22 protein-coding genes are annotated in these 25,755 nt (G+C 72.2%); 10 read left to right on the top strand and 12 right to left on the bottom strand.

Annotation, left to right across the window (positions count from 1 at the left end; translation table 11 throughout):
• Positions 1-182 precede the first annotated feature (182 nt).
• Positions 183-2,348 carry a 4-alpha-glucanotransferase gene (gene malQ / locus Q0283_RS15565; RefSeq protein ID WP_255459428.1) on the top strand — a complete coding sequence of 722 codons (2,166 nt, stop codon included), beginning with the start codon at positions 183-185 and terminating at the stop codon, positions 2,346-2,348.
• Complete coding sequence (locus Q0283_RS15560; protein ID WP_298045460.1) at positions 2,345-3,592, top strand: glycosyltransferase; 1,248 nt, start codon at positions 2,345-2,347, stop codon at positions 3,590-3,592. Before malQ ends, Q0283_RS15560 begins: the two co-directional genes overlap by 4 nt.
• Here the strand turns inward: Q0283_RS15560 and Q0283_RS15555 are convergent.
• From Q0283_RS15555 to Q0283_RS15545, 3 genes are all read right to left on the bottom strand, one after another.
• Positions 3,577-4,491 (bottom strand): MaoC/PaaZ C-terminal domain-containing protein, encoded by a 915-nt coding sequence (locus Q0283_RS15555; RefSeq protein WP_183528352.1) that lies wholly within the window; start codon positions 4,489-4,491, stop codon positions 3,577-3,579. The two genes, Q0283_RS15560 and Q0283_RS15555, sit on opposite strands and share 16 nt — an antisense overlap.
• Before the next feature lie 16 nt (positions 4,492-4,507).
• Positions 4,508-5,857 (bottom strand): 3-oxoacyl-ACP reductase, encoded by a 1,350-nt coding sequence (locus tag Q0283_RS15550; protein WP_183525896.1) that lies wholly within the window; start codon positions 5,855-5,857, stop codon positions 4,508-4,510.
• A gap of 73 nt (positions 5,858-5,930) precedes the next feature.
• Positions 5,931-7,274: an acetyl-CoA C-acetyltransferase gene (locus tag Q0283_RS15545; protein ID WP_298045458.1), complete on the bottom strand. Its 1,344-nt coding sequence runs from the start codon at positions 7,272-7,274 to the stop codon at positions 5,931-5,933.
• Between the two features lie 94 nt (positions 7,275-7,368).
• Between Q0283_RS15545 and Q0283_RS15540 the strand changes: the two genes are divergently transcribed.
• Positions 7,369-8,124: a TetR/AcrR family transcriptional regulator gene (locus tag Q0283_RS15540; RefSeq protein ID WP_183525890.1), complete on the top strand. Its 756-nt coding sequence runs from the start codon at positions 7,369-7,371 to the stop codon at positions 8,122-8,124.
• Complete coding sequence (locus Q0283_RS15535) at positions 8,121-10,298, top strand: acyl-CoA dehydrogenase (RefSeq protein WP_183525887.1); 2,178 nt, start codon at positions 8,121-8,123, stop codon at positions 10,296-10,298. The genes Q0283_RS15540 and Q0283_RS15535 overlap by 4 nt, the downstream gene beginning before the upstream one ends.
• Before the next feature lie 101 nt (positions 10,299-10,399).
• Here the strand turns inward: Q0283_RS15535 and glgA are convergent, their stop codons facing one another.
• Positions 10,400-11,596: a glycogen synthase gene (gene glgA, locus Q0283_RS15530; protein WP_183525883.1), complete on the bottom strand. Its 1,197-nt coding sequence runs from the start codon at positions 11,594-11,596 to the stop codon at positions 10,400-10,402.
• 79 nt (positions 11,597-11,675) lie between these two features.
• On the opposite strand from glgA, the gene glgC reads away from it, so the two are divergent.
• Positions 11,676-12,920 (top strand): glucose-1-phosphate adenylyltransferase, encoded by a 1,245-nt coding sequence (gene glgC / locus Q0283_RS15525; protein WP_183525880.1) that lies wholly within the window; start codon positions 11,676-11,678, stop codon positions 12,918-12,920.
• Between the two features lie 74 nt (positions 12,921-12,994).
• On the opposite strand, the gene Q0283_RS15520 is transcribed toward glgC, so the two are convergent.
• Genes Q0283_RS15520 through Q0283_RS15510 form a run of 3 tightly spaced genes read right to left on the bottom strand, consistent with a single transcriptional unit; the run spans position 12,995 to position 16,352 of the window.
• Positions 12,995-13,843: a transglutaminase family protein gene (locus tag Q0283_RS15520; protein ID WP_183525877.1), complete on the bottom strand. Its 849-nt coding sequence runs from the start codon at positions 13,841-13,843 to the stop codon at positions 12,995-12,997.
• The gene (locus Q0283_RS15515) at positions 13,840-14,763 is read right to left on the bottom strand and encodes an alpha-E domain-containing protein (protein WP_183525875.1); all 924 of its coding nucleotides are present in this window, start codon (positions 14,761-14,763) and stop codon (positions 13,840-13,842) included. The genes Q0283_RS15520 and Q0283_RS15515 overlap by 4 nt, the downstream gene beginning before the upstream one ends.
• Positions 14,757-16,352 (bottom strand): circularly permuted type 2 ATP-grasp protein, encoded by a 1,596-nt coding sequence (locus Q0283_RS15510; protein ID WP_183525872.1) that lies wholly within the window; start codon positions 16,350-16,352, stop codon positions 14,757-14,759. Before Q0283_RS15510 ends, Q0283_RS15515 begins: the two co-directional genes overlap by 7 nt.
• A gap of 95 nt (positions 16,353-16,447) precedes the next feature.
• On the opposite strand from Q0283_RS15510, the gene pepN reads away from it, so the two are divergent.
• Positions 16,448-19,225, top strand: coding sequence for an aminopeptidase N (pepN, locus tag Q0283_RS15505; protein WP_298045455.1), 2,778 nt, complete (start codon positions 16,448-16,450; stop codon positions 19,223-19,225).
• Positions 19,226-19,237: 12 nt separating this feature from the next.
• Here pepN and Q0283_RS15500 read toward each other — a convergent pair whose 3' ends face one another.
• A complete protein-coding gene (locus tag Q0283_RS15500; RefSeq protein WP_298045453.1) occupies positions 19,238-20,314 on the bottom strand; it encodes a biotin/lipoate A/B protein ligase family protein in 1,077 nt (358 codons plus the stop codon).
• Positions 20,315-20,408: 94 nt separating this feature from the next.
• On the opposite strand from Q0283_RS15500, the gene Q0283_RS15495 reads away from it, so the two are divergent.
• Genes Q0283_RS15495 through Q0283_RS15480 form a run of 4 tightly spaced genes read left to right on the top strand, consistent with a single transcriptional unit; the run spans position 20,409 to position 22,695 of the window.
• Positions 20,409-20,879, top strand: a complete 471-nt coding sequence (locus tag Q0283_RS15495) for an RNA polymerase sigma factor (RefSeq protein ID WP_221243575.1) — start codon at positions 20,409-20,411, stop codon at positions 20,877-20,879.
• A gap of 57 nt (positions 20,880-20,936) precedes the next feature.
• A complete protein-coding gene (locus Q0283_RS15490) occupies positions 20,937-21,560 on the top strand; it encodes a methylated-DNA--[protein]-cysteine S-methyltransferase (RefSeq protein WP_298045452.1) in 624 nt (207 codons plus the stop codon).
• Complete coding sequence (locus Q0283_RS15485) at positions 21,557-22,162, top strand: DNA-3-methyladenine glycosylase I (RefSeq protein WP_298045450.1); 606 nt, start codon at positions 21,557-21,559, stop codon at positions 22,160-22,162. The genes Q0283_RS15490 and Q0283_RS15485 overlap by 4 nt, the downstream gene beginning before the upstream one ends.
• A 23-nt stretch (positions 22,163-22,185) precedes the next feature.
• A complete protein-coding gene (locus Q0283_RS15480) occupies positions 22,186-22,695 on the top strand; it encodes a hypothetical protein (protein WP_183525857.1) in 510 nt (169 codons plus the stop codon).
• 118 nt (positions 22,696-22,813) lie between these two features.
• Here Q0283_RS15480 and Q0283_RS15475 read toward each other — a convergent pair whose 3' ends face one another.
• From Q0283_RS15475 to Q0283_RS15460, 4 genes are all read right to left on the bottom strand, one after another.
• Positions 22,814-23,071: a type B 50S ribosomal protein L31 gene (locus Q0283_RS15475; RefSeq protein ID WP_183525853.1), complete on the bottom strand. Its 258-nt coding sequence runs from the start codon at positions 23,069-23,071 to the stop codon at positions 22,814-22,816.
• 103 nt (positions 23,072-23,174) lie between these two features.
• A complete protein-coding gene (locus Q0283_RS15470) occupies positions 23,175-23,999 on the bottom strand; it encodes an RNA methyltransferase (protein WP_183525850.1) in 825 nt (274 codons plus the stop codon).
• A gap of 52 nt (positions 24,000-24,051) precedes the next feature.
• Positions 24,052-24,939: a sulfite exporter TauE/SafE family protein gene (locus tag Q0283_RS15465; protein WP_183525847.1), complete on the bottom strand. Its 888-nt coding sequence runs from the start codon at positions 24,937-24,939 to the stop codon at positions 24,052-24,054.
• Positions 24,940-24,971: 32 nt separating this feature from the next.
• Positions 24,972-25,736, bottom strand: a complete 765-nt coding sequence (locus Q0283_RS15460) for an ABC transporter ATP-binding protein (RefSeq protein ID WP_298045489.1) — start codon at positions 25,734-25,736, stop codon at positions 24,972-24,974.
• Positions 25,737-25,755: the final 19 nt, after the last annotated feature.

Here is a 25,755-nt window from a genome sequence, read left to right as displayed (position 1 = left end):
GTCACCCCGTGGGGCCGGTCATCGACCGGCCCCACGGTCGTCTCCGGGCCGGGCACCCCGCGTGCGGACACGCCCCCGGGGTGCGGCGACCCGGGACGCGGGCACCCTGCCATAATCGGGACTGTGGGACCGGCTCGTCTGCAGTCCCCGATGCTCCCGGACGTGAAAGAGGCCCACCTGCCATGACGGATGCCCGCGACCTGCTGAAGCGTCTTGCGCACGCCTACGGCGTCCAGACGTCCTACCGGGGGCATGACGGGCTGGAGCATCCCGTGGCGGACCGGACACTCGCCGCCGTCCTGGACGCCCTGGGCTGCCACGTCGATCCCGACGGCCGGGCCAGCCTGGAGGAGGCCATCGAACGACGCCGGCTCGAGCCCTGGACCAGGGTGCTGCCGCCCACCACGGTGGCCCACGCCGGCTCCGGCGGTTCCGTGGCCGTCCACGTCCCCCACGGCAGCGCCGTGACCCTCCGGGCGCGCCTGGAGGACGGCGGCAGCCGGGACCTGGAACAGCTCGAGGACTTCACCGAGCCCGAGCCGGTCGACGGCGCGCTGGTCGGCCGCGCCACGTTCCGGCTGCCCGCCGACCTGCCCCTGGGCTGGCACACCCTCGTCGCCCGCCTCGAGGACGGCAACGACGTCGAGGGGGTCCTCATCGTCGTCCCCGACCGGCTGGACACGGCCGAGACCTTCGGGGTCCGCCGGGGGTGGGGGCTGGCCGTCCAGCTCTACTCCACCCGCTCCACGCGTTCCTGGGGACTCGGTGACCTCCGCGACCTGGCCGGCCTGGCCGTCCAGACCGCCGCGCACGGCGGGGACTACGTCCTGTCCAACCCGCTGCATGCCACCGCACCGGCGCCCCCGGTGGTCTCCTCCCCCTACTCCCCCTCGACCCGCCGCTTCCTGAACCCGATGTACCTGCGCATCGAGGACCTGCCCGAGTACCAAGATCTCGATCCCGGGCGCCGGTCCGAGGTGGACGCCCTCGGGGCGCAGAGGCGCCGGGACAACGCGGACGCCGATGCCCTGGACCGCAACGCCGTCTATGGGGCCAAGCTCACGGCGCTGCGCTGGATCCACGAGGTGACCCCGACTGCCGAGCGCGCGGCGGCCTACCGGGCCTACTGCAGCGCCGAGGGTGGGGGCCTGGACGACTTCGCCCTCTGGTGCGCACTGCGCTCGGAGTTCGCACACGACGACCCGGTGTGGGACGAACCCGGGCTCGTCCCCGGCGGGCCCCTGGCGGAGCGGTACCGGGAGCAGCTCGCCGACGAGGTGGACTTCCACCGATGGATGCAGTGGCTCTGCGACGCGCAGCTGGAGTCCGCCCAGTCCGCAGCCCGGGACGCCGGCATGCGACTGGGCCTGATGCAGGACCTCGCCGTGGGCGCGGACCGGAACAACGCCGACGCCTGGATGCTGCAGGACCTGCTGGTCGGCTCCATGTCCGTGGGTGCCCCGCCGGACATGTACAACCAGCTGGGCCAGGACTGGTCCCAGTCGCCCTGGCACCCCGAACGCCTCCAGGAGACGGGGTACCGCGCCTACCGGGACATGCTGCGCTCCATCCTGCGTCACGCCGGCGGCATCCGCGTCGACCACATCCTCGGCCTGTTCCGCCTGTGGTGGGTGCCCGTGGGCGGACCGCCGACCGAGGGTGCCTACGTGACCTACGACCATGAGGCGATGGTCGGCATCCTCGTCCTGGAGGCCCAGCGGGCCGGGGCCGTCGTCGTGGGCGAGGACCTCGGCACCTTCGAACCGTGGGTCCAGGACTACCTGGCCCGCCGGGGACTGCTGGGCACCTCGATCCTGTGGTTCGAGCAGTCTGACGGCCGGCCGCGCCCGCCCCACGAGTACCGGGTCCAGTGCCTGACCTCGGTCAACACGCACGACCTGCCCCCGACGGCCGGGTACCTGGCCGGCCTCCACCTGGACCTGCGGGAGCGCCTGGGACTGCTGGCGGGAGACGCGGAGGACGAGCGGGCCCGTGCGGCCGCCGAGCGCGACGCCTACCTGTGCGCCGTCCGTGAGGCGGGGTACCTGCCGGCCGGGGACGAACCGGACCTGTCCGACCCCCAGCAGGTGGCCGACGTCGTGGTGGGACTGCACCGGTACCTCGCCCAGGCCCCGTCCATGCTGCACGGCGTCGCCCTGGTCGACGCCGTGGGCGAGACGAGGATCCAGAACCAGCCCGGTACCACCCAGGACCAGTACCCCAACTGGGAGATCCCCCTCGCCGACGCCGCCGGTCGCCCCGTGCTGATCGACGACCTCGACGCGGTCCCCGGTTTCGCCCGCCTGCTGGACGCCGTGGACGGGGAACTGAGGCACGGCCACCCATGAGCGGGTCCTCCGGGCCGGAGCCCTTCGGCATCGTGATGGTGTCCCTGCACACCTCGCCGTCCGCCCAGCCCGGCCAGGGCGACGCCGGCGGGATGAACGTCTACGTCCGTCACCTGTCCACGCGGCTCGCGGCCGCCGGGCACCCGGTGTGGGTGCTGACCCGTCGGGAGCGGGCCGGGCAGGGACGGGAGGACCTGCCGGTGCCGGACTCCCCCGGTGCGGCGCGGGCCACCGTCCTCCCGGTGCCGGCGGGACCCGCCGCCCGGATCCCGAAGGAGGAGCTGCCCCGCTGGGTGGGGGACTTCGCGGCGGCCGCCCCGGGGGTCCTGGCCGCGGCCGGGGGCTGCCAGGGTGATGACTGCCGCTGGATCGTGCACTCGCACTACTGGCTCTCGGGGTTGGCCGGGCTGGCCGTCGCGGGCTCCCTCGACGCCCCCCTGGTGCACACCATGCACACGATGGCCGCCGTGAAGAACGCCCGGGACCGGCGATCCGCCGAACCGGAGGAGCGGGAGGCGGCCGAGCAGCAGATCGCCTCGGCCGCCGCACGGCTCATCGCCAACACGCCCGCCGAACGCCAGGAGCTGATCGACCACTACGCGGCCCCCGCGGACCGCATCGAGGTCATCCCGCCCGGCGTGGACACGGAGGTCTTCACGCCCCACGGACGGGTCGACTGGCCCGGGCGCACGGCAGCGCTGAAGGTCCTGTTCGCCGGACGCGTCCAGGGCCACAAGGGCCCGCAGGTCATCGTCCGTGCCCTGGGCCGGTTCCGCCGCCGGCATCCCGAGGGGCCCACGGTGGCCCTGCACCTGACCGGTGCCACGTCCGGCCGGGGGGACCTCGACCTGGCCGCCCTCATCGAGGAGGAGGGGCTCGCGGACTGTGCCACGACCTCCGGCCCCGTCACGGCGGACGCGTTGGCGGCGATGTACCGGGCCGCGGACGTCGTCGCGGTGCCGAGCTACTCCGAGTCCTTCGGCCTGGTCGCGCTCGAGGCCCAGGCCTGCGGGACCCCCGTGCTCGCCCACCGGGTGGGCGGCCTGGTCCACGCGGTGGCGGACGGTGAGACCGGCCGGCTCGTCGACGGGCTGGATCCGGGCGCCTGGGCGGACGAGCTGGGACGGATCGCCGCCGATCCGGCGGCCTGGCAGGGGCTCGGGCCCGCCGCGGCACGGCGGGCCCGGGGTTTCAGCTGGGACGCCATGGCCGACCGGATGATCGCGGCCTACGAATCGCTGTAGGCCGCTCCCCCTGGCTCGATCCGGCCGGTGAAGTGCGGCTTGCCGCTCCTGGCGTTCCACGCCGTCACCTCGGTGACCCGGGCGGTACCCGCACCGGAGCGCGTGACACCCAGGGACACCGATCCGGGCAGCAGCACCGGGGTGGCGAACGAGATCGACCAGGAGTGCCCGGCGCCGGCCGGTTCGCGGCCCGCGAGCATCCGTCCGGCCAGGTACATGCCGTGCGCGATCATGCCCTTCTGGCCCAGGGCGCGCGCCGCGAGCGGATGGAGGTGGATGGGGTTGTAGTCCCCGGAGACCGCGGCGTAGTCCCGACCGGTGGACTCGGGCAGGCGCCAGCGCGCCGTCAGCTCCGGGGCCGCGAATTCCTCGCGTGGGAGGCGGTCCGCCCGGGGATGCCCGGCCAGGCGGACACCCCGGCCCAGGTAGGTCGAGGTCCCCTCCCAGAGCAGGACGGGGCCCTCCCCGGGGCGGTCGCCGTCCGGTCCGTGCACGGTGATGACCAGGTCCACGGTGGTACCGGCGGGATGGGGCGCCAGGCCGGTCGCCGAGGCGGCGACCTCCAGCGGCACCCCGGCGGGAACGGGGCGGTGGTGCCGGACCCGGTTCTCCAGGTGCACCATCCCCAGCAGGGGCAACGGGAAGTCCGCCTGTGCCATGAGGTCCATGGCGGCCGGGAAGCCCGCGATGTGCACCAGGACCGAGGGCAGGTCGGCCGGGTCCAGTGGCCCGGTGCCGGGGAACAGCCCGGCGTAGGCCGTCACGAGGTCCTCACCGATGACGTGGTCGTGCACCAGGAGGGTGCGCGCCGGCAGGGACTGCGTCCGGCGGCGCCTGAGCAGGGCATCCCGGGCGGCCGTGGACAGGGCCACCCGGTAGCTGGTGGCCAGTGGGGTCATCGTCTCGCGCTCCATCTCAGGCCCCCATGATCCCCTGGCCGCACACCCGCAGGGTGGCGCCGGAGGTCCCGCCGGCGGCGTCGGAGACGAGGAAGGAGACGGCCTCGGCCACGTCGACCGGCCGGCCGCCCTGGGAGAGCGAGTTCATCCGGCGGGCCACCTCACGGGTGAGGAAGGGGATCTTCGCGGTCATCTCCGTCTCGATGAACCCGGGGGCCACCGCGTTGATGGTCCCGCCACCGGTCATCAGCGGCGCGGTGGCCGAGACCATGCCGATGACCCCCGCCTTGGAGGCCGCGTAGTTCGTCTGTCCGGCGTTGCCCGCGATCCCCGAGGTGGAGGCCAGCGAGGCGATGCGCAACCCGGCCGCGACGACGCCCTTGCCGGCCGCCGCCAGGAAGACGCGGTTCATGGCCAGCTGGGACTCGATGTTCACGGCGATGACGGAGTCCCACCGGGCCGCGTCCATGTTCGCCAGCTTGCGGTCCCGGGTGATGCCGGCGTTGTGGACCACGACGTCCATTCGCCCGTGGCGCTCCCGGCAGTGCGCCAGGATCCGCTCGCCGGCATCCGGCGCGGTGATGTCCAGTTGCAGTGCACTGCCGGACAGTGCGTTCACGACGTCGGCCAGCCCCTGACCGGCGGCCGGGACGTCCACCCCGACGATCGTCGCACCGTCGCGGTGGAGCGTCTCCGCGATGGCGGCACCGATCCCCCGGGCGGCACCGGTGACGACGGCGACCCGACCCGCCAGGGGCCGGTCCCAGTCCCGGGGGGTCGCACCGCCGTCGGTGGCGACCGGGATGAACTGGCCGGAGACGAAGGCGCTGCGCCCGGAGAGCAGGAAGCGCAGCGCGCCGGCGGCACCCGGGGCCCCCAGCGAGACGCCCTCCCCGAGGATGATCCCGTTGGCCGTGCCCCCGTGGCGCATCTCGTGAGCGAGGGACCGGGTCAGCCCCTCCACGCCCTTGCGGGCGGCGCGGACGGCCGGATCCGGGATGCCGGCCGGATCCCGGTACACCGTGACCACCCGCCCCGAGCCGCCCAGCTGGCGCTGGACGGACCCCAGCTCCAGGGCGGTGGCGGACAGGTCGGCCGGGGTGGACACGTCGTCGAAGGCGGCGACGACGGCCCCGTAGCGGTCCTGCGTGGCCGGGTGGCGCCGCACGTCCTGGCCCCAGTCCAGCAGGTGGGCGGCCGCCTCGTCGGCGGCGGGGCCGCCGCCGAGGACCAGCACCGGACCCTCCACGAGGGGGGCTCCGGGCCGGTGGCGGCGCAGGATGGCGGGCTGGGGCAGGCCGAGGGCCTGGGCCAGCCTGTGTCCCAGCGGCCGGTTGACGAGGGCGGTGTAGGAATCGGTGCTCACGGGATCTGTGCTCCTGGGGGCCGGGTGGAGGTGGCGGGCAGGGGGTTGCGGGGCGGGGGTTGCGGGGTGGGGCTCAGCGGCCTCGGAGGATCGCCACGATGCCCTGGCCGCCCGCCGCGCAGACGGAGACCAGCCCGAGCGAGCCCGGTCCCTTCTCGTGGAGCATCTTGGCCAGCGTGGCGGTGATCCGTCCCCCGGTCGCCGCGAAGGGGTGGCCGGCGGCCAGCGAGGAGCCGTTGACGTTGAGCCGGGCCCGGTCGATCGGTCCGAGGGGGGCGTCCAGGCCGAGCCGCTCGCGGCAGAACTCCTCGTCCTCCCAGGCCTTGAGCGTGGCCAGCACGGTGCCGGCGAACGCCTCGTGGATCTCGTAGTAGTCGAAGTCCTGCAGGGTCAGGCCCTGGCGCCGCAGCAGTCGGGCCACGGCGTAGGCGGGGGCCATCAGCAGTCCCTCCTGCCCGTCGACGAAGTCGACCGCCGCGGTCTCGAAGTCCACGAAGTCCGCCAGCACCGGCAGTCCACGTGCGGCGGCCCAGTCCTCGGAGCCCAGGAGCACGGCGGAGGCACCGTCCGTCAACGGCGTGGAGTTGCCGGCCGTCATGGTGGCCTCGTCGCCCAGGTCGCGGCCGAAGGCCGGCTTGAGTGAGGCGAGCTTCTCCAGGGTGCTGTCCGCCCGCAGGTTGTTGTCCCGGGTGAGCGTGCCGAAGGGGGTGACGAGGTCGTCGAAGAAGCCCCGGTCGTAGGCGGCGGCCATGTGGTGGTGGCTGGCCAGGGCCAGTTCGTCCTGGGCCTGGCGGGTGATGCCCCAGCGGTGGGTGGTACGGGCCTGGTGCTCGCCCATGGACAGGCCGGTGCGGGGCTCCTCCGTGCCGGGGGCCTCCGGTGCCAGGTGGCCGGGGCGGAACCTCAGGACGGCCTTGATCCGGTCCTGGACGGTGCGCGCGCGGTTCAGGTCCATCAGGACGGACCGGGCGGCGTCGTTGAAGACGAGGGGGGCGTCGGAGATGCTGTCCACGCCTCCCCCGATCGCCGAGTCGAGCTGGCCCAGGCGGATCTTGTTGGCCAGCCCGCCGATGGCCTCCATGCCCGTGGCGCAGGCGATCTGCACCTCGTGGGCCGGGGTCGAGTGGTCGAGGACGGTGCCCAGGACGGACTCGCGGGTCAGGTTGAAGTCGCGGCTGTGCTTGATGACGGCGCCGGCGGCGACCTCCCCGATGCGTTCCCCCTGCAGGCCGAACCGGGCCACCAGCCCGTTCAGTGCGGCGGTCAGCAGGTCCTTGTTGCTCGCGGAGGCATACGCGCCGTGCGAACGGGCGAAGGGCGTCCTGTTGCCGCCGATGACCACGGCCTGGCGCAGCGGACCGCCGGCGATGGCGGCGGTCCCGGTGCTGGAGGTCTGCTGTTGGGGGTTCTCGGTCATGGTGATCCCTTCGGGTGGTCACGGCGGGCCGTGGCGCGGACGGAACGTGTGAGGTGGGTTACTGGAACCCACAGTACCTGATACGCTCAGTATCGTGAACAGCGCAGCCCAGGGCCGGCACCCCCTCCAGTCGCCGGCCTCCCCGTCGTCCGCCCCGGCCGCGGCGGACGGCCGCAGCACGCGCTGGGACCGGCATCGTCAGCAACGCCGCAGCGAACTGATCCGCGCCGCCCGCCACGCCGTGCACGACCTCGGCCCCCAGGCCTCGATGGACGAGATCGCCGCCCACGCGGGGACGTCCAAGAGCGTCTTCTACCGGTACTTCGGGGACAAGAACGGCCTGCAGGTGGCCGTGGGGCAGCGCGCCATCGAGTTCATGGAGCGCGAGCTGCTGACCGCCGCGGAGGCCTCCGAGAACGCCCTGGACGGCCTCTACGCGATGATCTCGGTCTACCTGCGGCTCGCGGAGTCGTCCCCGCACGTCTATGCCTTCTCAACCCGGTTGCCGCCGGAGGCCGCCGACGCGGCCGCCCTGGACGGCTCCCAGCCGGCGGCCATGGCCGACTTCTCGGACCGCATCGCCGCCGTGATGGACGTGCACTTCCGGACCTACCTGAGACAGCAGGGCCGCGAGCCGTCCGAGGGGTCGGCCACGTGGTACTGGCCCCGTGCCGCCATCGGCATGGTCCGGTCCGCCGGGGAGACCTGGCTGGCCACCCCTCCCGGTCCGGGCAGGCCCGAGGCCGACCGCCTCGCCCGCAAGATCACCTCGTGGCTCACGGCCGGACTGGCCGGGACCTACGCGCCCCAGCACTCCTCCTCCCCCACTCCCCGACAGGAGACGTCATGACCACCACCCCTGATTCCACCGTCCTGGCCGGAACCGCCGAGGCCGGAGCGGCCCACCCGGACCCCGCCATGGACGGTGTCGCCGTCTCACCCGTTCCGGACACCGACCAGGCCGCGGTGCCGGTCGCGGCCTCCAGCGCGGTGTCACCGGCCGAACCCGGTGGACTCGACATGGACCGGATCCAGGACCTGTTGCTCGGACGGTGGGCCGCGGAGCGCCGGCAGTCCCGGGAGATCGTCAAGGACCCGCGCCTGCACAAGGTCGAGGGACTGCCCATGGACGAACACCGCGAACGGGTGCTCGGACAGCTGGGACTGCTCGTGGACCTGGGCGTCGTCCAGAAGGCGTTCCCCGCGCACCTGGGAGGCGAGGACAACCATGGCGGGAACATCGCCGCCTTCGTGGAGGTGGTCACCGCCGATCCCTCCCTGCAGATCAAGTCCGGCGTGCAGTGGGGCCTGTTCGGCTCGGCCATCATGCACCTGGGCACCCAGGAGCACCACGACAAGTGGCTGCCCGACGTCATCAGCCTGAAACTGCCCGGGGCCTTCGCCATGACGGAGATCGGCCACGGCTCGGACGTGTCCTCCCTCGCCACGACCGCCACCTACGTGCCGGAGACCGACGAGTTCGAGGTGCACACCCCCTTCAAGGCCGCCTGGAAGGACTACCTCGGCAATGCGGCCCTGCACGGCAAGGCCGCCGTGGTCTTCGCCCAGCTGGTCACCCGCGGCGTGAACCACGGCGTGCACGCCTTCTTCGTGCCCCTCCGGGACGAGTCCGGGGCGTTCCTGCCGGGCGTCGGCGGCGAGGACGACGGGCTCAAGGGAGGACTCAACGGCATCGACAACGGACGGCTGCACTTCGATCGCGTCCGCATCCCCCGCACGAACCTGCTCGACCGGTACGGCTCGGTGGCCGATGACGGCACCTACTCCTCCGACATCAGCTCCCCGGGGCGCCGGTTCTTCACCATGATCGGCACCCTGGTCCAGGGCCGGGTGTCCCTGGCGCTGTCCGGTGCGGCCGTCTCGGCGCTGGCCCTGAAGGCCGCGGTCACCTACGGCAACGAACGTCGGCAGTTCAACGCGACCTCGGACACCCATGAAGAGGTCCTGATGGACTACCAGTTGCACCAGCGGCGGCTGATCGACCGGCTGGCCCGCACCTACGCGGACGCGTTCGCCGGCAACGAGCTGCTGGAGAAGTTCGACTCCGTGTTCTCCGGGGAGTCCGACTCCGACCAGGACCGGCAGGAGCTCGAGACCCTGGCGGCCGCGATCAAGCCGCTGGCCACCTGGAACGCCCTGGACACCTTGCAGGAGGCCCGCGAGGCCTGCGGCGGGGCCGGCTTCATGGCGAAGAACCGGTTCGCGTCCCTGCGGGCGGACCTCGACATCTACGTCACCTTCGAGGGGGACAACAACGTCCTGCTCCAGCTGGTGGGCAAGCGGCTCCTGGCGGACTACTCGAAGGAGCTCTCCGGGTTCTCCGTGGGGGCCCTGTCGAAGTTCGTCGCGGCCCGGGCCACCGAGGCGGTCGTCCACCGGTCCGGCCTGCGCCGGGTGGTCCAGTCCGTCCAGGACGCCGGGTCGGAACGCAAGAGCGCCAACTGGTTCAAGGAGACCGCGGTCCAGCGCGCCCTGCTGGAGGACCGCGTGCGCACCAAGACCGGCGCCGTGGCCCAGGCGCTGCTCCCGGTGGCCAGGAAGTCACGCGCCGAGCAGGCGGCCACCTTCAACCGCCACCAGACCGAACTCATCGACGCCGCCCGGAACCACGCCGAACTGCTCGAGTGGGAGGCCTTCACCCGGGCCGTGGAGCGCGTGGAGGACGATCACACGCGTCAGGTCCTCACCTGGCTGCGGGACCTCTTCGCACTGCGGGTCATCGAGGACGACCTCGGCTGGTTCCTGGAGAACTCCCGCATCTCACCCCAGCGTGCGCGCACCCTGCGCCAGTACATCAACCGCCTGGCCTACCGGCTGCGGCCGCACGCCCAGGACCTGGTGGACGCCTGGGGCTATGCTCCGGAGCACGTCCGGATGGACGTGGCCACCGGCGAGGAGGCCCGGCGCCAGAACGAGGCCGCCGAGTACTACCGCATCCTGCGGGCCAGTGCCGACGCTCCCGTCCCGGAGAGGTCCGTGCAGGGCACGCGCTCCCACCGCTGAACCGACGGACACCGCGGCGCCGCACCGCCCCGCACCGTCCCGGACGCCGAGGCCCCGGTCCCTGCCGTCGTGCAGGGGCCGGGGCCTCGTCGACACGGTGCTCAGGCCAGGACGGCGGAGTAGACCTCGAGCGTGCGGTCGGCGATCGACTCCCAGGAGAAGTGGTCGATGGCCCGCTGGCGTCCCGCGGCACCCATGCGCGCGGCCTGCTCCGGGTCACCCAGGACGGCGGTGAGGGCGTCGGCGAAGTCCGCCACGAAGCGCTCCTCCTCCAGCGGTGTCCCGGTGCCGTCCGTGGCCTGTTCCAGGGCCACGAGCCGCCCGGTGACGCCATCCTGGACGACCTCCGGGATCCCGCCGACGGCCGAGGCCACCACGGCGGTCCCGCAGGCCATGGCCTCCAGGTTCACGATCCCCAGCGGTTCGTAGATCGAGGGGCAGGCGAAGACCGTGGCGGAGGACAGGATCTGCACGACGTCCCTGCGGGGCAACATGCCCTCGATGACCACGACCCCGTCGCGGGTCCGCTGCAGGTCCTGGATGAGCGCGTTGACCTCGGCCGCGAGCCCGGGGGTGTCGGCGGCGCCTGCGCACAGCACGATCTGGACCTCGGGATCGAGGCGTGCCGCGGCCCGGAGCAGGTACGGCACGCCCTTCTGGCGCGTGACCCGGCCGACGAACGCCACGGTGGGGCGGGCCGGATCGATGCCGTGCCGTTCCAGGGCGTCCGTCTCCGGCTGCGGGGTCCACCGGTCGGTGTCGATGCCGTTGTGGACCACCCGCACCTTGTCCGGGTCGATGTCCGGGTAGGCGGCGAGGATGTCACGGCGCATGCCCTCGGACACCGCGATGACGGCGGCCGCGGAGGCGTAGGCCGTCGCCTCCGCCCAGGAGGAGACCCGGTAGCCCCCACCCAGCTGCTCGGACTTCCACGGCCGCAGGGGCTCCAGGGAGTGCGCGGAGAGGATGTGCGGCACGCCGTGGAGCAGCCCGCCGAGGTGGCCCGCCATGTTCGCGTACCAGGTGTGGGTGTGGATGAGGTCGGTCCCCGCCAGGTTCTCCAGCATCACCAGGTCGGTGCCGAGGGTCTGCACCGCCGCGTTGGCGTCCTGGAGCCCCCCGGGCACCCGGTAACTGGTCACGGAGGCGCCGTGGTAGTCCGGGTCGCGGTCCTCGCCGAAGGCATGGACGTGCAGCTCCGTCCGGGGCGCGAGGACCCGGGACAGCTCGGCGACATGGACGCCCGCGCCTCCGTAGATGGCCGGGGGGAACTCCTTGGTCACAATGTCTATCCGCACGACTACAACGTAGTCCAGAGTGACGAAGTCCCGTTACTGTGAAGGAAGTTCACTACATCGACGGAACGGGATGAAGGAAATGCCTCAGAAGAGGGTGCTGGCGATCGTCCTGGCGGGCGGCGAGGGGAAGCGGCTGATGCCGCTGACGGCGGACCGCGCGAAACCGGCGGTGCCCTTCGCCGGCAGCTACCGGTTGATCGACTTCGCCCTGTCGAACCTGGTCAACTCCGGGTACCTGAAGATCGTGGTGCTCACGCAGTACAAGTCGCACTCACTGGATCGGCACATCTCCGAGACCTGGCGCCTCTCCACCCTCCTGCAGAACTACATCGCGTCCGTCCCCGCCCAGCAGCGTCGCGGCAAGGACTGGTTCCTGGGCAGCGCCAACGCCATCTACCAGTCGATGAACCTCATCCATGACGCCCGTCCGGACATCGTCGTCGTCATCGGCGCCGACCACGTCTACCGGATGGACTTCCAGCAGATGGTGGACCAGCACATCGCCTCCGGCGCCTCGGCCACGGTGGCCGCGGTGCGCCAGCCCCTGGAGCTGTCCTCGTCCTTCGGCGTGATCGAGACCCGTCCGGAGGATCCGACGATGATCGAGCGCTTCGTGGAGAAGCCCCCCACGACGCAGGGCCTCGCGGACGATCCCACCCAGTTCCTGGCCTCCATGGGCAACTACGTCTTCACGGCCGACGCGCTCGTGAACGCCATCAACGAGGACGCGAAGATGGAGGACACGGACCACGACATGGGCGGTGACATCGTGCCGTGGTTCGTCGGGCAGAACGACTGCGGGGTCTACGACTTCACGTCGAACCAGGTGCCCGGGGAATCGGGAGGATCCCACTACTGGCGGGACGTCGGCACCCTGGACGCGTACTACGACTCGCACATGGACCTCGTGAAGCCGTGGCCCGACTTCAACCTGTACAACAGCGACTGGCCGATCTTCACCAGCCAGTCGGTGTCCCCGCCCGCCAAGCTGGTGCGGTCCGCCACCAAGCGGCCCGGCACCGCGGTGGACTCCATGCTCTCCCAGGGCGTCGTCGTGTCCGGCGGCACCGTGGCCCAGTCGGTGCTCTCCACGGACGTGCGGGTCAACAACGAGGCGTGGGTGGAGCAGTCCGTCCTGCTGGACGGCGTGGTGGTCGGCAAGGGCGCCAAGATCCGCAACGCCATCCTGGACAAGAACATCGTCGTGCCCGAGGGCGTGCAGATCGGGTTCGACCGCGCGGAGGACGAGTCCCGCGGTTTCACGGTGACCGACTCCGGCCTGACCGTGCTGGCGAAGGGCCAGTTCGTGCCGCCCCTGACCTGATCAGCTCCAGACCAGAACAACCCTGATCCCTTGTAGTCACTGACACAAGGAATCAGGGTTGTTCTGGTGCGGGATCAGGCCACCTGGCGCATGAGCACCTCGACGGAGAGGCGGGAGCCCTGTCCCCCGGACACGATCCCCTTCAGCGGGGTCACGTCGCGGTAGTCGCGGCCGCGGCCCACGAGCACGTGGAGGTCGCCGGCCGGCTTGGTGTTGGTCGGGTCCCACGTGTGCCAGGCGCCGTCCCACCATTCCAGCCAGGCATGGGACTGTCCGGCCACCTCGGTGCCCAGCGGCACCGAGGGCTTCGGGTGGATGTACCCCGAGACGTAGCGCGCGGGGATGCCGAGGGCGCGCATCATGCCGATCCCGATGTGCGCCAGGTCCTGGCACACGCCCTTGCCGGTGGCCAGGGCATCCTCGGCCCCGGAGGTCACGGCGGTGACGCCCGGCTGGTAGGACATGGCCTCGTCGAGCCATTCCAGCACGTTGCGGGCGCTCTGGTGCGGCCGCGGGGCGCGCAGGGCGCGGGCCCGCTCGCGCGCGTCGTCGCCCGGATCGGACAGCCGGGTCTGCGGCAGGAAGTCGGAGAACTCGTGCACCGTCTCCGTCGACTCCATCCGGTCCCAGTCCGCCAGGTCGTCGTCCGGCACGAGCGGATCGGCGCGGTGGACCTCCACCGTGGCGGAGGCGAGGACCTCGAGGGTGTCGTGGGGGACGTGGACGTCGAACGAGGTCACCCGGGTGCCCCAGTAGTCGCGGTAGGTGGTGGCCACCGCCTGCCGGGGCGTGATGGTGATCGAGGACTCCAGGGTGATCTGCTGGGCGTCCGTCACCGGGGTCATCCGGGCCTCGTTGTACGAGGTCGTAGCCGGGCTGTTGTACGCGTAGTTGGTCCGGTGCGTGATGTGCAGGCGGCTCATGAGACCTCTCCCACCCAGGACAGTTCCTGACCCCGGGAAAAGTACTTGTTGGTGATGGCTTCGGAGGCCCGGGCGCAGGAGAGCTGGACCTGGTGCAGGAAGATCGGCAGCGAGGCGGCCAGCTGGTCCGGGGTCGAGTACTCCAGCGTGGAACGCATCTCCCCCACGATCCGCCGAGCGTCATCCATGAAGCCTACGCGCTGGTAGGACGGGTCCAGGGCCATCAGGCACTCCTCGGCGTCCTGCAGCGCGCGCAGCACGGAGCGCGGGAAGAGCCGGTCCAGCAGCAGGAACTCACCGGCGTGCTCCTCGCCCACGGTGGCCCGCTGGGTGCGCAGGAAGGACTCATAGGCCCCGGCGCACCGCAGCATGTTGACCCAGGACAGGCCGAGGGCCTCGGACTCGCGGGTGGCGAGCATGCGGGCGGTCATGTCGGCCCGCTCCAGCGAGCGGCCCAGTTCCAGGAACAGCCAGGCCTCGTCATGGCTCATGGTGGAGTCGGCGAGACCGCGGATCATGGCGGTGCGCTCCAGCACCCAATGGCAGAACCGATAGGTGCCGACCATGTCCCGGCGGTGCTGGCCGAGGCCGTACCACGTGGTGTTGAGCGCCTCCCAGAGGGAGGACGAGACGGTCTCGCGCGCCCGCCGGGCGTTCTCCCGGGCCGCGCCCAGGGAACCGGCGACGGAGTGCGTGCTGGTCCGGGTGTAGGCCAGCGTGTTGAGCAGGGAGCCCAGCGTGTACTCCTCCGGCTGCGGGACGCCCATGATGGTCAGCAGCTCCCGGGTGACGGTCTCCTGTTCCTGGGCGCTCGCCCCGTTGAGCCGTTCCAGGTGCACGTCGAGGATGCGGGCGGTGCCGTCGGCGCGCTCCACGTAGCGGCCGATCCAGAACAGCGACTCGGCGATGCGGCTCAGCATGATGCCCCTCCCTGTTGTTGCTGCTGCTCGGGCAGCAGTCCGATCTCGTCCAGGGGACTCTGCGACTGCCCCTCGGGCCAGTCGTCCCCGACCACGTGCACCTGTGGCTCGGGTTCCCGGTGGGCCGCGGGGCGCGCCTCCGCGCCGGTGCGGGCCATCACCCAGGTGTCCTTGGACCCGCCGCCCTGGGAGGAGTTCACGATCAGCGACCCCTCCTTCAACGCCACGCGGGTCAGCCCGCCGGGCAGGACCCAGACGTCGTGCCCGTCGTTGATGGCGAACGGCCGCAGGTCCACGTGCCGGGGGGCGAAGCGGCCCCCGGCCAGGGTCGGCACCGTGGACAGCTGCAGCACCGGCTGGGCGATCCAGCCCCGGGGTTCGGCGAGGACCTTGCGGCGCAATTCCTCGAGCTCGGCCGGTGAGGCGTCAGGCCCGATGACGAGGCCCTTGCCACCGGACCCGTCGACCGGCTTGACCACGAGCTCGTCCAGGCGGTCCATGACCTCCTCGCGGGCCTCGGGCTCCTCGAGCCGGAACGTGTCCACGTTGGGGACGATGGGATCCTCGCCCAGGTAGTAGCGGGTCAGGTCCGGCATGTAGGTGTAGACGAGCTTGTCGTCGGCCACGCCGTTGCCCACCGCGTTGGCGATGGTGACGTTGCCGGCCCGGGCGGCGTTGACGATCCCCGGGACCCCGAGGACGGAGTCGGAACGGAAGTGCAGGGGGTCCAGGAAGTCGTCGTCGATCCGCTTGTAGATCACGTCCACGCGCCGCTCGCCGTCGGTGGTTCGCATGTAGACCTTGTTGGCCCGGGTGACCAGGTCACGCCCCTCGACCAGTTCCACGCCCATCATCCCGGCCAGCAGGGTGTGCTCGAAGTAGGCGGAGTTGTAGACCCCCGGGGTGAGCACCACGACGACCGGGTCCTCGATCTCCGACGGCGCCGACGTGCGCAGCGCGGCCAGCAGGCGACGGGGATACTCCTCGACGGGACGGACATTGACGGACCCGATGGCCTCGGGCAGGCCCTTGGACATCGCCCGCCGGTTCTCCAGCACGTAGGAGACGCCCGAGGGCACCCGGACGTTGTCCTCGAGGACGCGGAAGGTCCCCTCGGCGTCGCGCACCACGTCGATGCCGGAGACGTGCACGCGCACTCCGCCGGCGGGGCGGAAGCCGTGGACGGCGCGGTGGAAGTGGGCGCTGGTGGTGATCAGCGACCGGGGCACCACCCCGTCCCGCACCACCGACATCGTGGAGTAGACGTCGTCCAGGAAGGCCTCCAGCACCCGCACACGCTGGGCCACGCCCCGCTCCAGGACCTCCCAGTCGTCCGCGGGGATGACGCGGGGGACGATGTCCAGGGGCCAGGCCCGCTCCTCGCCCGCGTAGTCGAAGGTGACGCCGCGGTCCAGGAAGGTCCGGGCCATCGAGTCCGCCCGGGCGGTGACGTCGTCGAGGGAGAGCTCGTCCAGGGCACGCTGCACGGGACGGTAGTCCTGGCGCAGCGTGAATCCCGGGGCGAACATCTCGTCCCACGCGTCGCCGCGCTCCAGCGCCTCGGCGTATGCGGCAAACAGGTCTGACATGTCCACCAGCATTCCACGGCCCGGCACCGCAACGGGACATTTCGCGCGGGTGCCGGTCCACGGCGGAAAACCTGAAACAGTGGTTGAATACCTTCATGGTGACCACGCCCACAGCCGAACCGGCCTTCCTGGACCGCACGAACCTCACCCGCGAGGGGGCCCGCGAGCGCTCGGCGCTGGTCACCGTCCACGACTATGACGTGCACGTGGACCTCGGCACCGCACTGGATGCGCAGGCCACCGGCTTCCGCACGAGGACTTCCCTGACCTTCTCCTGCGCGGACCCGGGGTCGTCCACCTTCCTGGACTTCATCCATGACGGGGTCGAGTCCGTGGTGCTCAACGGCCGCTGCCTGGACACCGCGCAGGTCTGTGGCGGGTCCCGCATCCTGCTGCCGGACCTGGCCGGGAGCAACGAGGTGACCGTGGTGGGCACGGCGCTCTATTCCACCTCGGGTGAGGGCCTGCACCGCTTCGTGGACCCCTCGGACGGCCGGACCTACCTGTACACCCAGTACGAGCCGGCGGACGCCCGCCGGGTGTTCGCCACGTTCGAGCAACCGGACCTGAAGGGACGGTTCACGTTCCACCTGACGGGGCCGGCGGACTGGGTGCTGGCCTCGAACCAGCCCGAGGCCGCGCGTCGGGACGCGGGCGAGGGCCTGGTGACGGTGGACTTCTCCCCCACACCGCCGATGTCCACGTACATCACCACGCTGCTGGCGGGACCGTATGCGGTCTGGGAGGACCGCTGGGACGGCCACCCGGGGTCCGGGGCGCCCGTGGTGCCGCTGAGCCTGTACTGCCGGCGCTCGATGGCCGGGGCGATGGACGCGGAACGGGTCTTCGACACCACGCGGGCCGGCCTGGACCACTTCCACGACCTGTTCCGGGTGCCCTACCCCTGGGGGAGGTACGGCCAGGCCTTCGTCCCGGAGTACAACCTCGGGGCGATGGAGAACCCGGGGCTGGTCACCCTCACCGAGGACTACGTGTTCAGCTCACGCGCCACACGGGCCCAGTACGAGGGCCGGGCCACCACGATCATGCACGAGATGGCCCACATGTGGTTCGGTGACCTGGTCACCATGAGGTGGTGGGACGACCTGTGGCTGAAGGAGTCGTTCGCGGACTACATGGGGACGCTGGCCGTGGCCGAGGCCACGGAGTTCACGGACGCGTGGACCACCTTCGCGCACCGGCGCAAGGGGTGGGCCTACGTCCAGGACCAGTACCCCACCACCCACCCGATCGTCGCGGACATCGCCGACCTCGAGGCCGCCCGGCAGAACTTCGACGGCATCACCTACGCCAAGGGCGCCTCGGTGCTCAAGCAGCTGGTGGCGTTCGTGGGGCGAGAGGCGTTCATGGCGGCCTCCCGGGAGTACTTCGCCCGGCACGCCTGGGGCAACGCGGCGCTGCAGGACTTCCTGGCGGTGCTCGAGGAGGTCTCCGGCCGGGACCTCGCCGACTGGCCGGTGCAGTGGCTGCAGACCGCGGGCGTCCCGGAGCTGTGGGTCCGGGACGGGGAGACCCCGGTGCTGTGCCAGCGCGGCACGGACCCGGCCACGGGGCGGCAGGTCCTGCGCCCACACGTGCTCAGGGTGGGTCGCTATGCCCCCGACGACGGCGGCCGGCTGGTGCGCACGGCCGTCACCGACGTGGAGGTGGCCTCCGGTGCCACCGGGGCGCACATCGCGGCCGGGGGCGCGGCGGGTCACGAGGCAGCCGGCGGCGAGGGTGCCGGGGCCGTGCGGCTGGTGCTGCCCAACGACGAGGACCTCACCTACGCGAAGATCCGGCTGGACCCGGCCTCCGTGGCGGCGGTGCTCGAGCACCCGGTGACGGACAGCCTCGCCGCGGCGACCGTGTGGGCGGCGCTGTGGAACATGACGCGCGACGGGCTGCTGCCGGCCGCGGACTTCGTGGGGGCCTGCTGCCGGCTCTCCGGTCACCTCGAGGACGTCGGCCTGTACTCCCAGGTCCTCGGGCAGGCGGAGACGGCCATTCGCCGCTACGCCCCGGCCGGCGTGAGGACGGGGCTGCGGGTGCGGTTCGGGGCCGCCCTGCGCGAGGCGCTGAGCGGGTCCGGGAGCGTTGTGGCGGGCAGCGACCGCCAGCGGGCCGCGATGCGGGTTTTCGCCCTGCTCGCGCGCGGTGCGGCCGATGCCGGCGACGCCGGCGACGCCGAGGACGCGGACCACGATGCCGTGCGCGGTGTCGTCACGGTCCTGGAATCGGTGCTGGCCGGCTGGCCCGGGGGTGCGCGCCCTGCCGGTGACGGCACGGCGGAGGGCGGGCGCGCCGCCGTCGCGCCCGGACTGGAGGTGGACGCCGAGATGCGCTGGGCGGCCCTGCAGGCCCTGGCGGCGCTGGGCCGGGCGGACCAGGACCGCCTGGACCGGGCGCTGGCCGCGGAGGTGACCGCGCAGACGGCCGTGTGGCACCGGACGGCCTCGGCCGCCGTGCCGGAGGCGCGGGTGCGCGAGCAGGCCTGGACCGCGGTCATCACGGGGCGGACGGCCGACGGCCGCGTGCTCTCCAACGATCACCTGTCAGCCGTCGCCGCGGGATTCACCGCGTCCCGCCCGGACCTCGCCGCGCCGTTCACCCCCCGGTACTGGCCCGAGCTGACGGGCATCTGGACCGGCCGGTCCAACGGGCTGGCCTCGCGCACCATCGGGGGGCTCTTCCCCGCGGCCCAGGACGCACTGCCCGGGGGTCCCGACGCCCAGGACGCCCACCCCGTGGTCGCGGCGGCGCGCGCGTGGCTGGCGGAGCACCCAGAGGCGCCGAGGGCGCTGCGGCGGATCGTCGTCGAGCGGACGGACGACCTGGTCCGTTCCCTGCGGGTCCAGGCCGCCGGGCGGTGACCGGGTCCGGCGTCAGGGGACCCGCGCGGTCCACTCCGGGGTGGCGAACTTGCCGGCGGCGAGCTGTTCGGCGCGGCTGATCTCGTCCTCGGTCAGGGTGCTGCGGAGGGCACCGTGGCGCTCGGCGAAGGTGTCCATCATGACCTCCCAGATCTCGGACCGGGTCAGCCCGGTCTGCCGGCGCAGCGGGTCGACGCGCTTCTTCGCCGAGCGGATGCCCTTGTCCCGGAGCTTCTCCTGGCCGATGCGCAGCACGTCGGTCATCTTCTCCGCGTCGATGTCGTAGCTCATGGTGACGTGGTGCAGCAGGCCCCCGCCGGACAACCGCTTCTGGGCGGCGCCGCCGATCTTGCCCTGCGGCGTGGCGATGTCGTTGAGCGGCTGATAGAACGCCTCCACGCCCGTGCGGCGCAGTGCCTCCATCACCCACGCGTCCAGGAAGGGGTAGGAGTCGGCGAAGCTCATCCCGTCCACGAGGGACTGCGGCAGGTACAGCGAGTAGGTGACACAGTTGTCGGCCTCCATGAACATGGCCCCGCCCCCGGAGATGCGGCGCACCACGGAGATGCCGTGCCGGTGGACCCCGTCCGGGTCCACCTCGTTGGCCAGGGACTGGAAGGACCCGATGACCACGGCCGGCTCCGTCCACTGCCACAGCCGCAGTGCGGGCCGGCGCCGTCCGGCGGACACGTCCTCCGTGAGGACCTGGTCCAGAGCGACCTGGGTGGTGATGGGCAGGGGCTGGGGGGCCAGGACCTCCCACTCGTGGTCCTCCCAGGTGGTGGCGTGGCCCAGGGCCCGGCGCACCGCGGTGGCCACGGCGTGCGCGTCGAAGCCGAACATGACCGTCCCGGGCCCGACGGCGGCGTCCACCGCCTCCGCGATGGTCCCGTGGGGTGCCTCCTGGGACAGGCCGACCAGCGACCGGTTGATGTGCTCCAGGGCCTCGTCCGGCTCCAGGAAGAAGTCACCGTTGATGCTCGCGCTCGTGATGGTCCCCGCCCCGGGGGCGGAACCGTCCGAGACGGTGAGGTCGGCGATGACCAGCTTGCCGCCGGGCACCTTGAATTCACCATGGTGATCGCTCATCCCTCCATACTATGAACCCCTGGCCACCATGAACCCCTGGCCGGGGGCCGGACCTCACGTTTTCCCTCCCGGCGACGACTACGGTGTGATGACGATGATGCCGCCCTTCGACCTGGCCGTCCGCACGCACGGTGCCACCGTGCTGCGGGTCTGCCGCGCCGTGCTGGGACCGGGTCCGGACGCGGACGACGCCTGGCAGGAGACCTTCCTCGCGGCCCTGCGGTCCTGGCCGGACCTGGAGGCCGTGGCGAACCTGGAGGCCTGGCTGGTGCGGGTCGCCGGCCGGAAGGCGGTCGACGTGCTGCGCGCCCGGCAACGGCAGCCCGTGCCGGTGGAGCAACTGCCGGACACCGTGGTGGCACCGGCGAGTGACGCGGACGGGCACGCGGCCGTGTGGACGGCCGTCGCCGCGCTGCCCGAACGTCAGCGACTGGCCATCGCGTACCACTACCTCGGAGGCCTGAGGCACACCGAGACGGCCGAGCTGATCGGCAGCACCCCCGAGGCCGTCCGCCGGGCGGCGGCCGACGGGCTCAGGACCCTTCGGGACCGCTATGACGGTTGAGCGGTCAGACGAGACACGACGAGACGAGACGAAACGAGACACGATGAGGACCACGTCATGACGACACCATCACCCCTGGGCCCCGGGAGCCTGCCGGCTTTCTCGGTGTCCGAGGCCGAGCTGGCCGGACTGGCCGAGAGGCTGGCCCACCGGGCGGAGGACGAGGCCCTGCTGGAGGTCGCCTACCGGATCCTCGAGAGCCCCGTGGGCCGGCTCCTGCTGGCCGCCACCGAGCGGGGACTGGTCCGGGTCGCCTTCGAGCGGGAGGGCTTCGATGAGGTCCTGTCCGGGCTGGCCCAGCGGCTCGGGCCCCGCATCCTGCACGCTCCCTGGAAGCTGGACGCGGCCGCGGCCGAACTGGAGGAGTACTTCGCCGGCCGCAGGCGGCAGTTCGGGGTGCCCCTGGACTTCGCCCTGTCCCACGGTTTCCGGCGGGCCGTGCAGCAGCGCCTGCCGGAGATCGGCTACGGGCGGACCATGTCCTACCGTCAGGTCGCCGAGCTCCTCGACCGACCCGGTGCCGTCCGGGCCGTGGGCACCGCCTGCGCCACCAACCCGCTGCCGGTCGTCGTCCCCTGCCACCGGGTGCTGCGCTCGGACGGCGGGCTGGGGGGTTACCTGGGCGGGCTCGAGGCCAAGGAGACGCTGCTGGGCCTCGAGAACCGGGCGGTCGCCGCGTGAGCGAGCCGCTGCCGGACGCCCTCGTCGTCGGGGAGGACGGCCTCGCCCGCCCGCCGTGGGCCGCCACCGATCCCCTGCTGCGCGAGTACTACGACACGGAGTGGGGCCTGCCCGTCAGGGACGAGCACGGCGTGTTCGAGCGACTGTCCCTGGAGGCCTTCCAGTCCGGGCTCTCCTGGCGGACCGTGCTGGCCAAGCGGCCCGCGTTCCGGCGGGCCTTCGCGGACTTCGACCCGGAACAGGTCGCCTGCTTCGGGGAGACCGAGGTGGACCGGCTCCTGGCCGATGCGGGGATCATCCGCAACCGGGCCAAGATTCTGGCGACGATCGGCAATGCCCGGGCCACCCTCCGGCTGCGGCCGGACGGCGGGCTCGCCGAGTTCGTCTGGTCGTTCCAGCCGGAACAGACCCCCCGGCCGCAGACCCCGGCGGAGGTCCCGAGCACGTCCCCCGAGTCCACGGCCCTGTCGAAAGCGCTGCGGGCGCGGGGTTTCCGGTTCGTGGGACCGACCACGATGTTCGCCCTCATGGAGGCCATCGGGATCATCGACACCCACCTGCTGGGTTCGCACCGCCGGGGATCCTCCGAAGTGTGGACGTGAGAGGGGCTGGGTAGGCTCGGGGCATGACGAACGACGCGGGTGCCCTTCGCCGGTGGACGACGAGGGCCGGCTGGATCCTGGCCGTGGCGGTGCCCCTCTGGATGGCCGGTGGCCGGTTCCTGACGGACAGCGCCGGGGACCTCACGGCGGTCTATGCGCTGACGCTCGCGCCGGTCCTGTTCCTGCTCTCGGTGACCGCCCTCGCGGTGCCCCGCCGCCGCGCGGGACGCCAGCCCTCCGCCCGGTCCCTGGGGCTGCTGCTGATCGCCTGGGCCTGCGGCCTCGGGCTGGGCTTCACGCTGCCGGACACCGGGGAGGGCGCCTCCTCCGTGCTCGGCGCCCTGGTGGGACCTCAGGCCGAAGGCGTGGCCGCCGCGCTGAGCAATCCGCTGGGGATCATCATGCTCTTCATGTCGACCGCCGGCTGCGTGCTGGCCGTGCGGGACAGCTCGCGCACGGACGATGCCCGTCGCTCCCCCAGCGACGAGGACGACTACCAAGGCACCGGCTACTTCCCCGTCCTGGACGTCTGACCGCCGCAGGACGAGGGCAGTCGGGTAGACAGACAGGAACCGGGGCCGAGTCCTGGCCGCCTCCCGAGGGAGGACGGCCGGCTCGACCCCGGTTCCGGGATGTCGTGGAGGCGGAAGACTACTTCTTGCCGCCGAAGCCCTTGAAGCGGGCGTTGAAGCGCTCGACGCGGCCGGCGGTGTCCATGATCCGCTGCTTGCCGGTGTAGAACGGGTGGGACGCGGCCGAGATCTCGACGTCGATCACCGGGTAGGTGTTGCCGTCCTCCCACTCCATCGTCTTGTCCGAGGAGGTGGTGGTGCGGGTGAGGACCTTCTCGCCGGAGGCCAGGTCGTTGAAGATCACCAGCTGGTAATCGGGGTGGATGTCAGTCTTCATGGGGAATCCTTCGCATGCGCCACTGGATTTTGCCAGCAGCTTTTCAGGAACGTTGGGGGGTCGGCCGCGGCACGGCCGAGGATCAACTATAGCGCATCGGCCCTCAGGCGCGGGAACGCAACTCCCAGAAGGCGACGGCCGACGCGGCGGCCACGTTGAGGGAGGCCACCCCGGCGGACATGGGGATCGCCACGTGCAGGTCACAGGCCGCGAGCGTCGCCGGGGTGACCCCCGGGCCCTCGGCGCCCAGGACCAGGGCCAGCCGGTCGTGTCCGCGCAGCTCCGGGGCGTCCACGGGGATGGCCTCCTCGCTGAGCTCGAGGGCGGCCACCGTGAACCCCTCGCCCCGCAACCGGTCCAGCTCGGCGGGCCAGGCCGACCGGCCCCGGCCGTCGGCCTCCCCGATCCGGGCCCACGGCACGGCGAACACGGTACCCATCGACACGCGGATGCTGCGCCGGTAGAGCGGGTCGGCGGACTCGGGACTGACCAGGACGGCGTCCACCCCCAGCCCCGCCGCCGAGCGGAAGATCGCGCCGAGGTTGGTGTGGTCGGAGACGTTCTCCAGGATCGCGACCCGCCGCGCCCCGGCCAGGACCTCGTCCACGGTGCGCGGCGCCGGCCGGTCCATGGCGGCCAGCGCACCGCGGTGCAGGTGGAAACCGGTGATGCGTTCCAGGACCTCGTCCGTGCCGGTGTACACGGGAACCCGGGGATGCGCGGCGAACACGTCGGCCATCGACTCCAGGTACCGGTGGGTGAGGAAGAACGACCGGGGAGTGTGCCCGGCCGCCAGTGCGCGGCGTACCACCTGCGAGGACTCGGCCAGGTAGATGCCGTGGACGGTGTCCTGCCGTCGGCGCAGGGCGGCGTCGGTGAGCCGGGCGTAGACCTCCACCCGCGGATCGGAGACGTCGGTCAGCTCCACCGGCTGACTCCCCGACTGACTCCCCGGCTGGCCCCCGGGCCGGCCCACTGCCTCACCCACCGGCGACCAGCCGCCAGACCATGTTCGCCAGGCCGGCCAGGCCCACGACGACGATGACCACCCGCAGCCAGAACGGCCTGATCCGCCGGCCGATCCGGGCGCCCAGGCTGGCACCGAGCATGGAGGAGACCGCGATGAGCAGCACGGCCCGCCAGTCGATGCGGTCGAAGGCGAAGAGCAGGTAGGACGTGGCGGCGATGAGGTTGACCATGAGGGACAGGTAGGTCTTCGCGGCATTGGCGTGGACGAGGGCCCCGCCCATGAACACCCCGAGGATGCCCAGAAGCAACACGCCCTGCGCCGCCACGAAGTACCCCCCGTAGACACCCGCGCCGAAGGTCAGCAGCCACAGCAGCGGGGTCACCGGTCCCGTCGGGACGCCCGGGTCCTCCGCGCCGACGCGGGTCACGGCCCCCGGCCCCGGGGCCGTCGCGGCCTCCGGCGTCCCCTCCTGGCCGTCCGTTTCGGCCTGGCGCGCCTTCCGGCGGCGCACCCACGCGGACATCCGCGGCTGGAACACCACGAAGCCCAGGGCCACCACGATCAGGATCGGTGCCGCGACCCCGAAGACCTCCTCCGGCAGCACCATGAGCAGGAACGCGCCGACCAGCCCCCCGGTCAGCGAGGCGGTCGTCAGCGCCGGCAGCACCGCGCGCGACTGGGCCAGCTCACGCCGCCAGCCGAACACCCCGGACACGCCCGCGGCCACCAGGCCCATGGCGTTGGAGATCTGGGCGGTCACCGGGGGGAATCCCATGGCGACCAGCACCGGGAAGGTCACCAGGGTGCCGGACCCGACGAGGGTGTTGATGGTGCCGGCCCAGAATCCGGCCAGCAGGATGACGGCCACCTGCCAGAGCTCGAGGCCCAGGAATTCCACGCAGTACCCCTCCGGTGCGACGGGTGCGCCGGTCAGCGGGCGACGGCCGTGTAACGGCCCTCGTCGCGAGTGACCTTGAGGGGCAGGCCGAAGGCGGCGGAGAGGTTGTCCTCGATGAGGGTCTGCTCCAGCGGACCGGCGGCGACCACGCGGCCCTGGCGCATCAGCAGCGCGTGGGTGAAGCCCGGCGGGATCTCCTCCACGTGGTGGGTGACCAGGACCAGGGTGGGCGCGGCCGGATCGGCGGCCAGGCGGGTCAGGGCCCGCACGAGGGTCTCCCGGCCGGCCAGGTCCAGGCCGGCCGCGGGCTCGTCGAGCAGCAGCAGTTCCGGGTCGGTCATGAGCGACCGGGCCACGAGGACGCGCTTGCGCTCGCCCTCGGACAGGGTGCCGAAGCGCCGGTCCTCATAACCGCTGAGTCCCCACTGCCAGATCAGGCGCCGGGCCCGTTCCTCGTCCTGCGCGTCGTAGTCCTCGTTCCAGCGGCCCATCACGCCCCAGGACGCCGTCACCACGGCATCCAGCACGGTCTCCTGGCCCGGGAGCTGCTGGGCCAACGTCGCGGAGGACAGCCCGATGCGCGGGCGCAGCTCGAAGACGTCGACGGCGCCGAGGACCTCGTCCAGGATCCCCACCATGCCGGTCGTGGGGTGCATGCGCGTGGAGGCCACCTGCATCAGGGTGGACTTGCCGGCCCCGTTGGGACCCATGATGATCCACCGCTCGCCCTCACGCACCTGCCAGTGGATGTCCTGCAGCAGTTCCTTGGTGCCCCTGCGGACCCCCACCGCCGCCATCTCCACCACTGCCTCGCCC

This window comes from uncultured Citricoccus sp., from assembly GCF_937871995.1.
Taxonomy (GTDB): Bacteria; Actinomycetota; Actinomycetes; order Actinomycetales; family Micrococcaceae; genus Citricoccus.
Note: the sequence above shows the minus strand (reverse complement) of the source record. Positions and strands in the feature narration are given on the sequence as shown.

Excerpts from the sequence above, each read along its gene's own strand:
- malQ (WP_255459428.1), top strand. The coding sequence starts at position 183 with ATGACGGATGCCCGCGACCTGCTGAAGCGTCTTGCGCACGCCTACGGC.
- Q0283_RS15490 (WP_298045452.1), top strand. The coding sequence starts at position 20,937 with ATGACGACACCATCACCCCTGGGCCCCGGGAGCCTGCCGGCTTTCTCG.
- Q0283_RS15515 (WP_183525875.1), bottom strand. The coding sequence starts at position 14,763 with ATGCTGAGCCGCATCGCCGAGTCGCTGTTCTGGATCGGCCGCTACGTG.
- pepN (WP_298045455.1), top strand. The coding sequence starts at position 16,448 with ATGGTGACCACGCCCACAGCCGAACCGGCCTTCCTGGACCGCACGAAC.
- Q0283_RS15555 (WP_183528352.1), bottom strand. The coding sequence starts at position 4,491 with ATGACCCCACTGGCCACCAGCTACCGGGTGGCCCTGTCCACGGCCGCC.
- Q0283_RS15475 (WP_183525853.1), bottom strand. The coding sequence starts at position 23,071 with ATGAAGACTGACATCCACCCCGATTACCAGCTGGTGATCTTCAACGAC.
- Q0283_RS15520 (WP_183525877.1), bottom strand. The coding sequence starts at position 13,843 with ATGAGCCGCCTGCACATCACGCACCGGACCAACTACGCGTACAACAGC.
- Q0283_RS15460 (WP_298045489.1), bottom strand. The coding sequence starts at position 25,736 with ATGGCGGCGGTGGGGGTCCGCAGGGGCACCAAGGAACTGCTGCAGGAC.
- Q0283_RS15500 (WP_298045453.1), bottom strand. The coding sequence starts at position 20,314 with ATGAGCGATCACCATGGTGAATTCAAGGTGCCCGGCGGCAAGCTGGTC.
- glgC (WP_183525880.1), top strand. The coding sequence starts at position 11,676 with ATGCCTCAGAAGAGGGTGCTGGCGATCGTCCTGGCGGGCGGCGAGGGG.
- Q0283_RS15545 (WP_298045458.1), bottom strand. The coding sequence starts at position 7,274 with ATGACCGAGAACCCCCAACAGCAGACCTCCAGCACCGGGACCGCCGCC.
- Q0283_RS15480 (WP_183525857.1), top strand. The coding sequence starts at position 22,186 with ATGACGAACGACGCGGGTGCCCTTCGCCGGTGGACGACGAGGGCCGGC.
- Q0283_RS15560 (WP_298045460.1), top strand. The coding sequence starts at position 2,345 with ATGAGCGGGTCCTCCGGGCCGGAGCCCTTCGGCATCGTGATGGTGTCC.
- Q0283_RS15510 (WP_183525872.1), bottom strand. The coding sequence starts at position 16,352 with ATGTCAGACCTGTTTGCCGCATACGCCGAGGCGCTGGAGCGCGGCGAC.
- Q0283_RS15495 (WP_221243575.1), top strand. The coding sequence starts at position 20,409 with ATGATGCCGCCCTTCGACCTGGCCGTCCGCACGCACGGTGCCACCGTG.
- Q0283_RS15535 (WP_183525887.1), top strand. The coding sequence starts at position 8,121 with ATGACCACCACCCCTGATTCCACCGTCCTGGCCGGAACCGCCGAGGCC.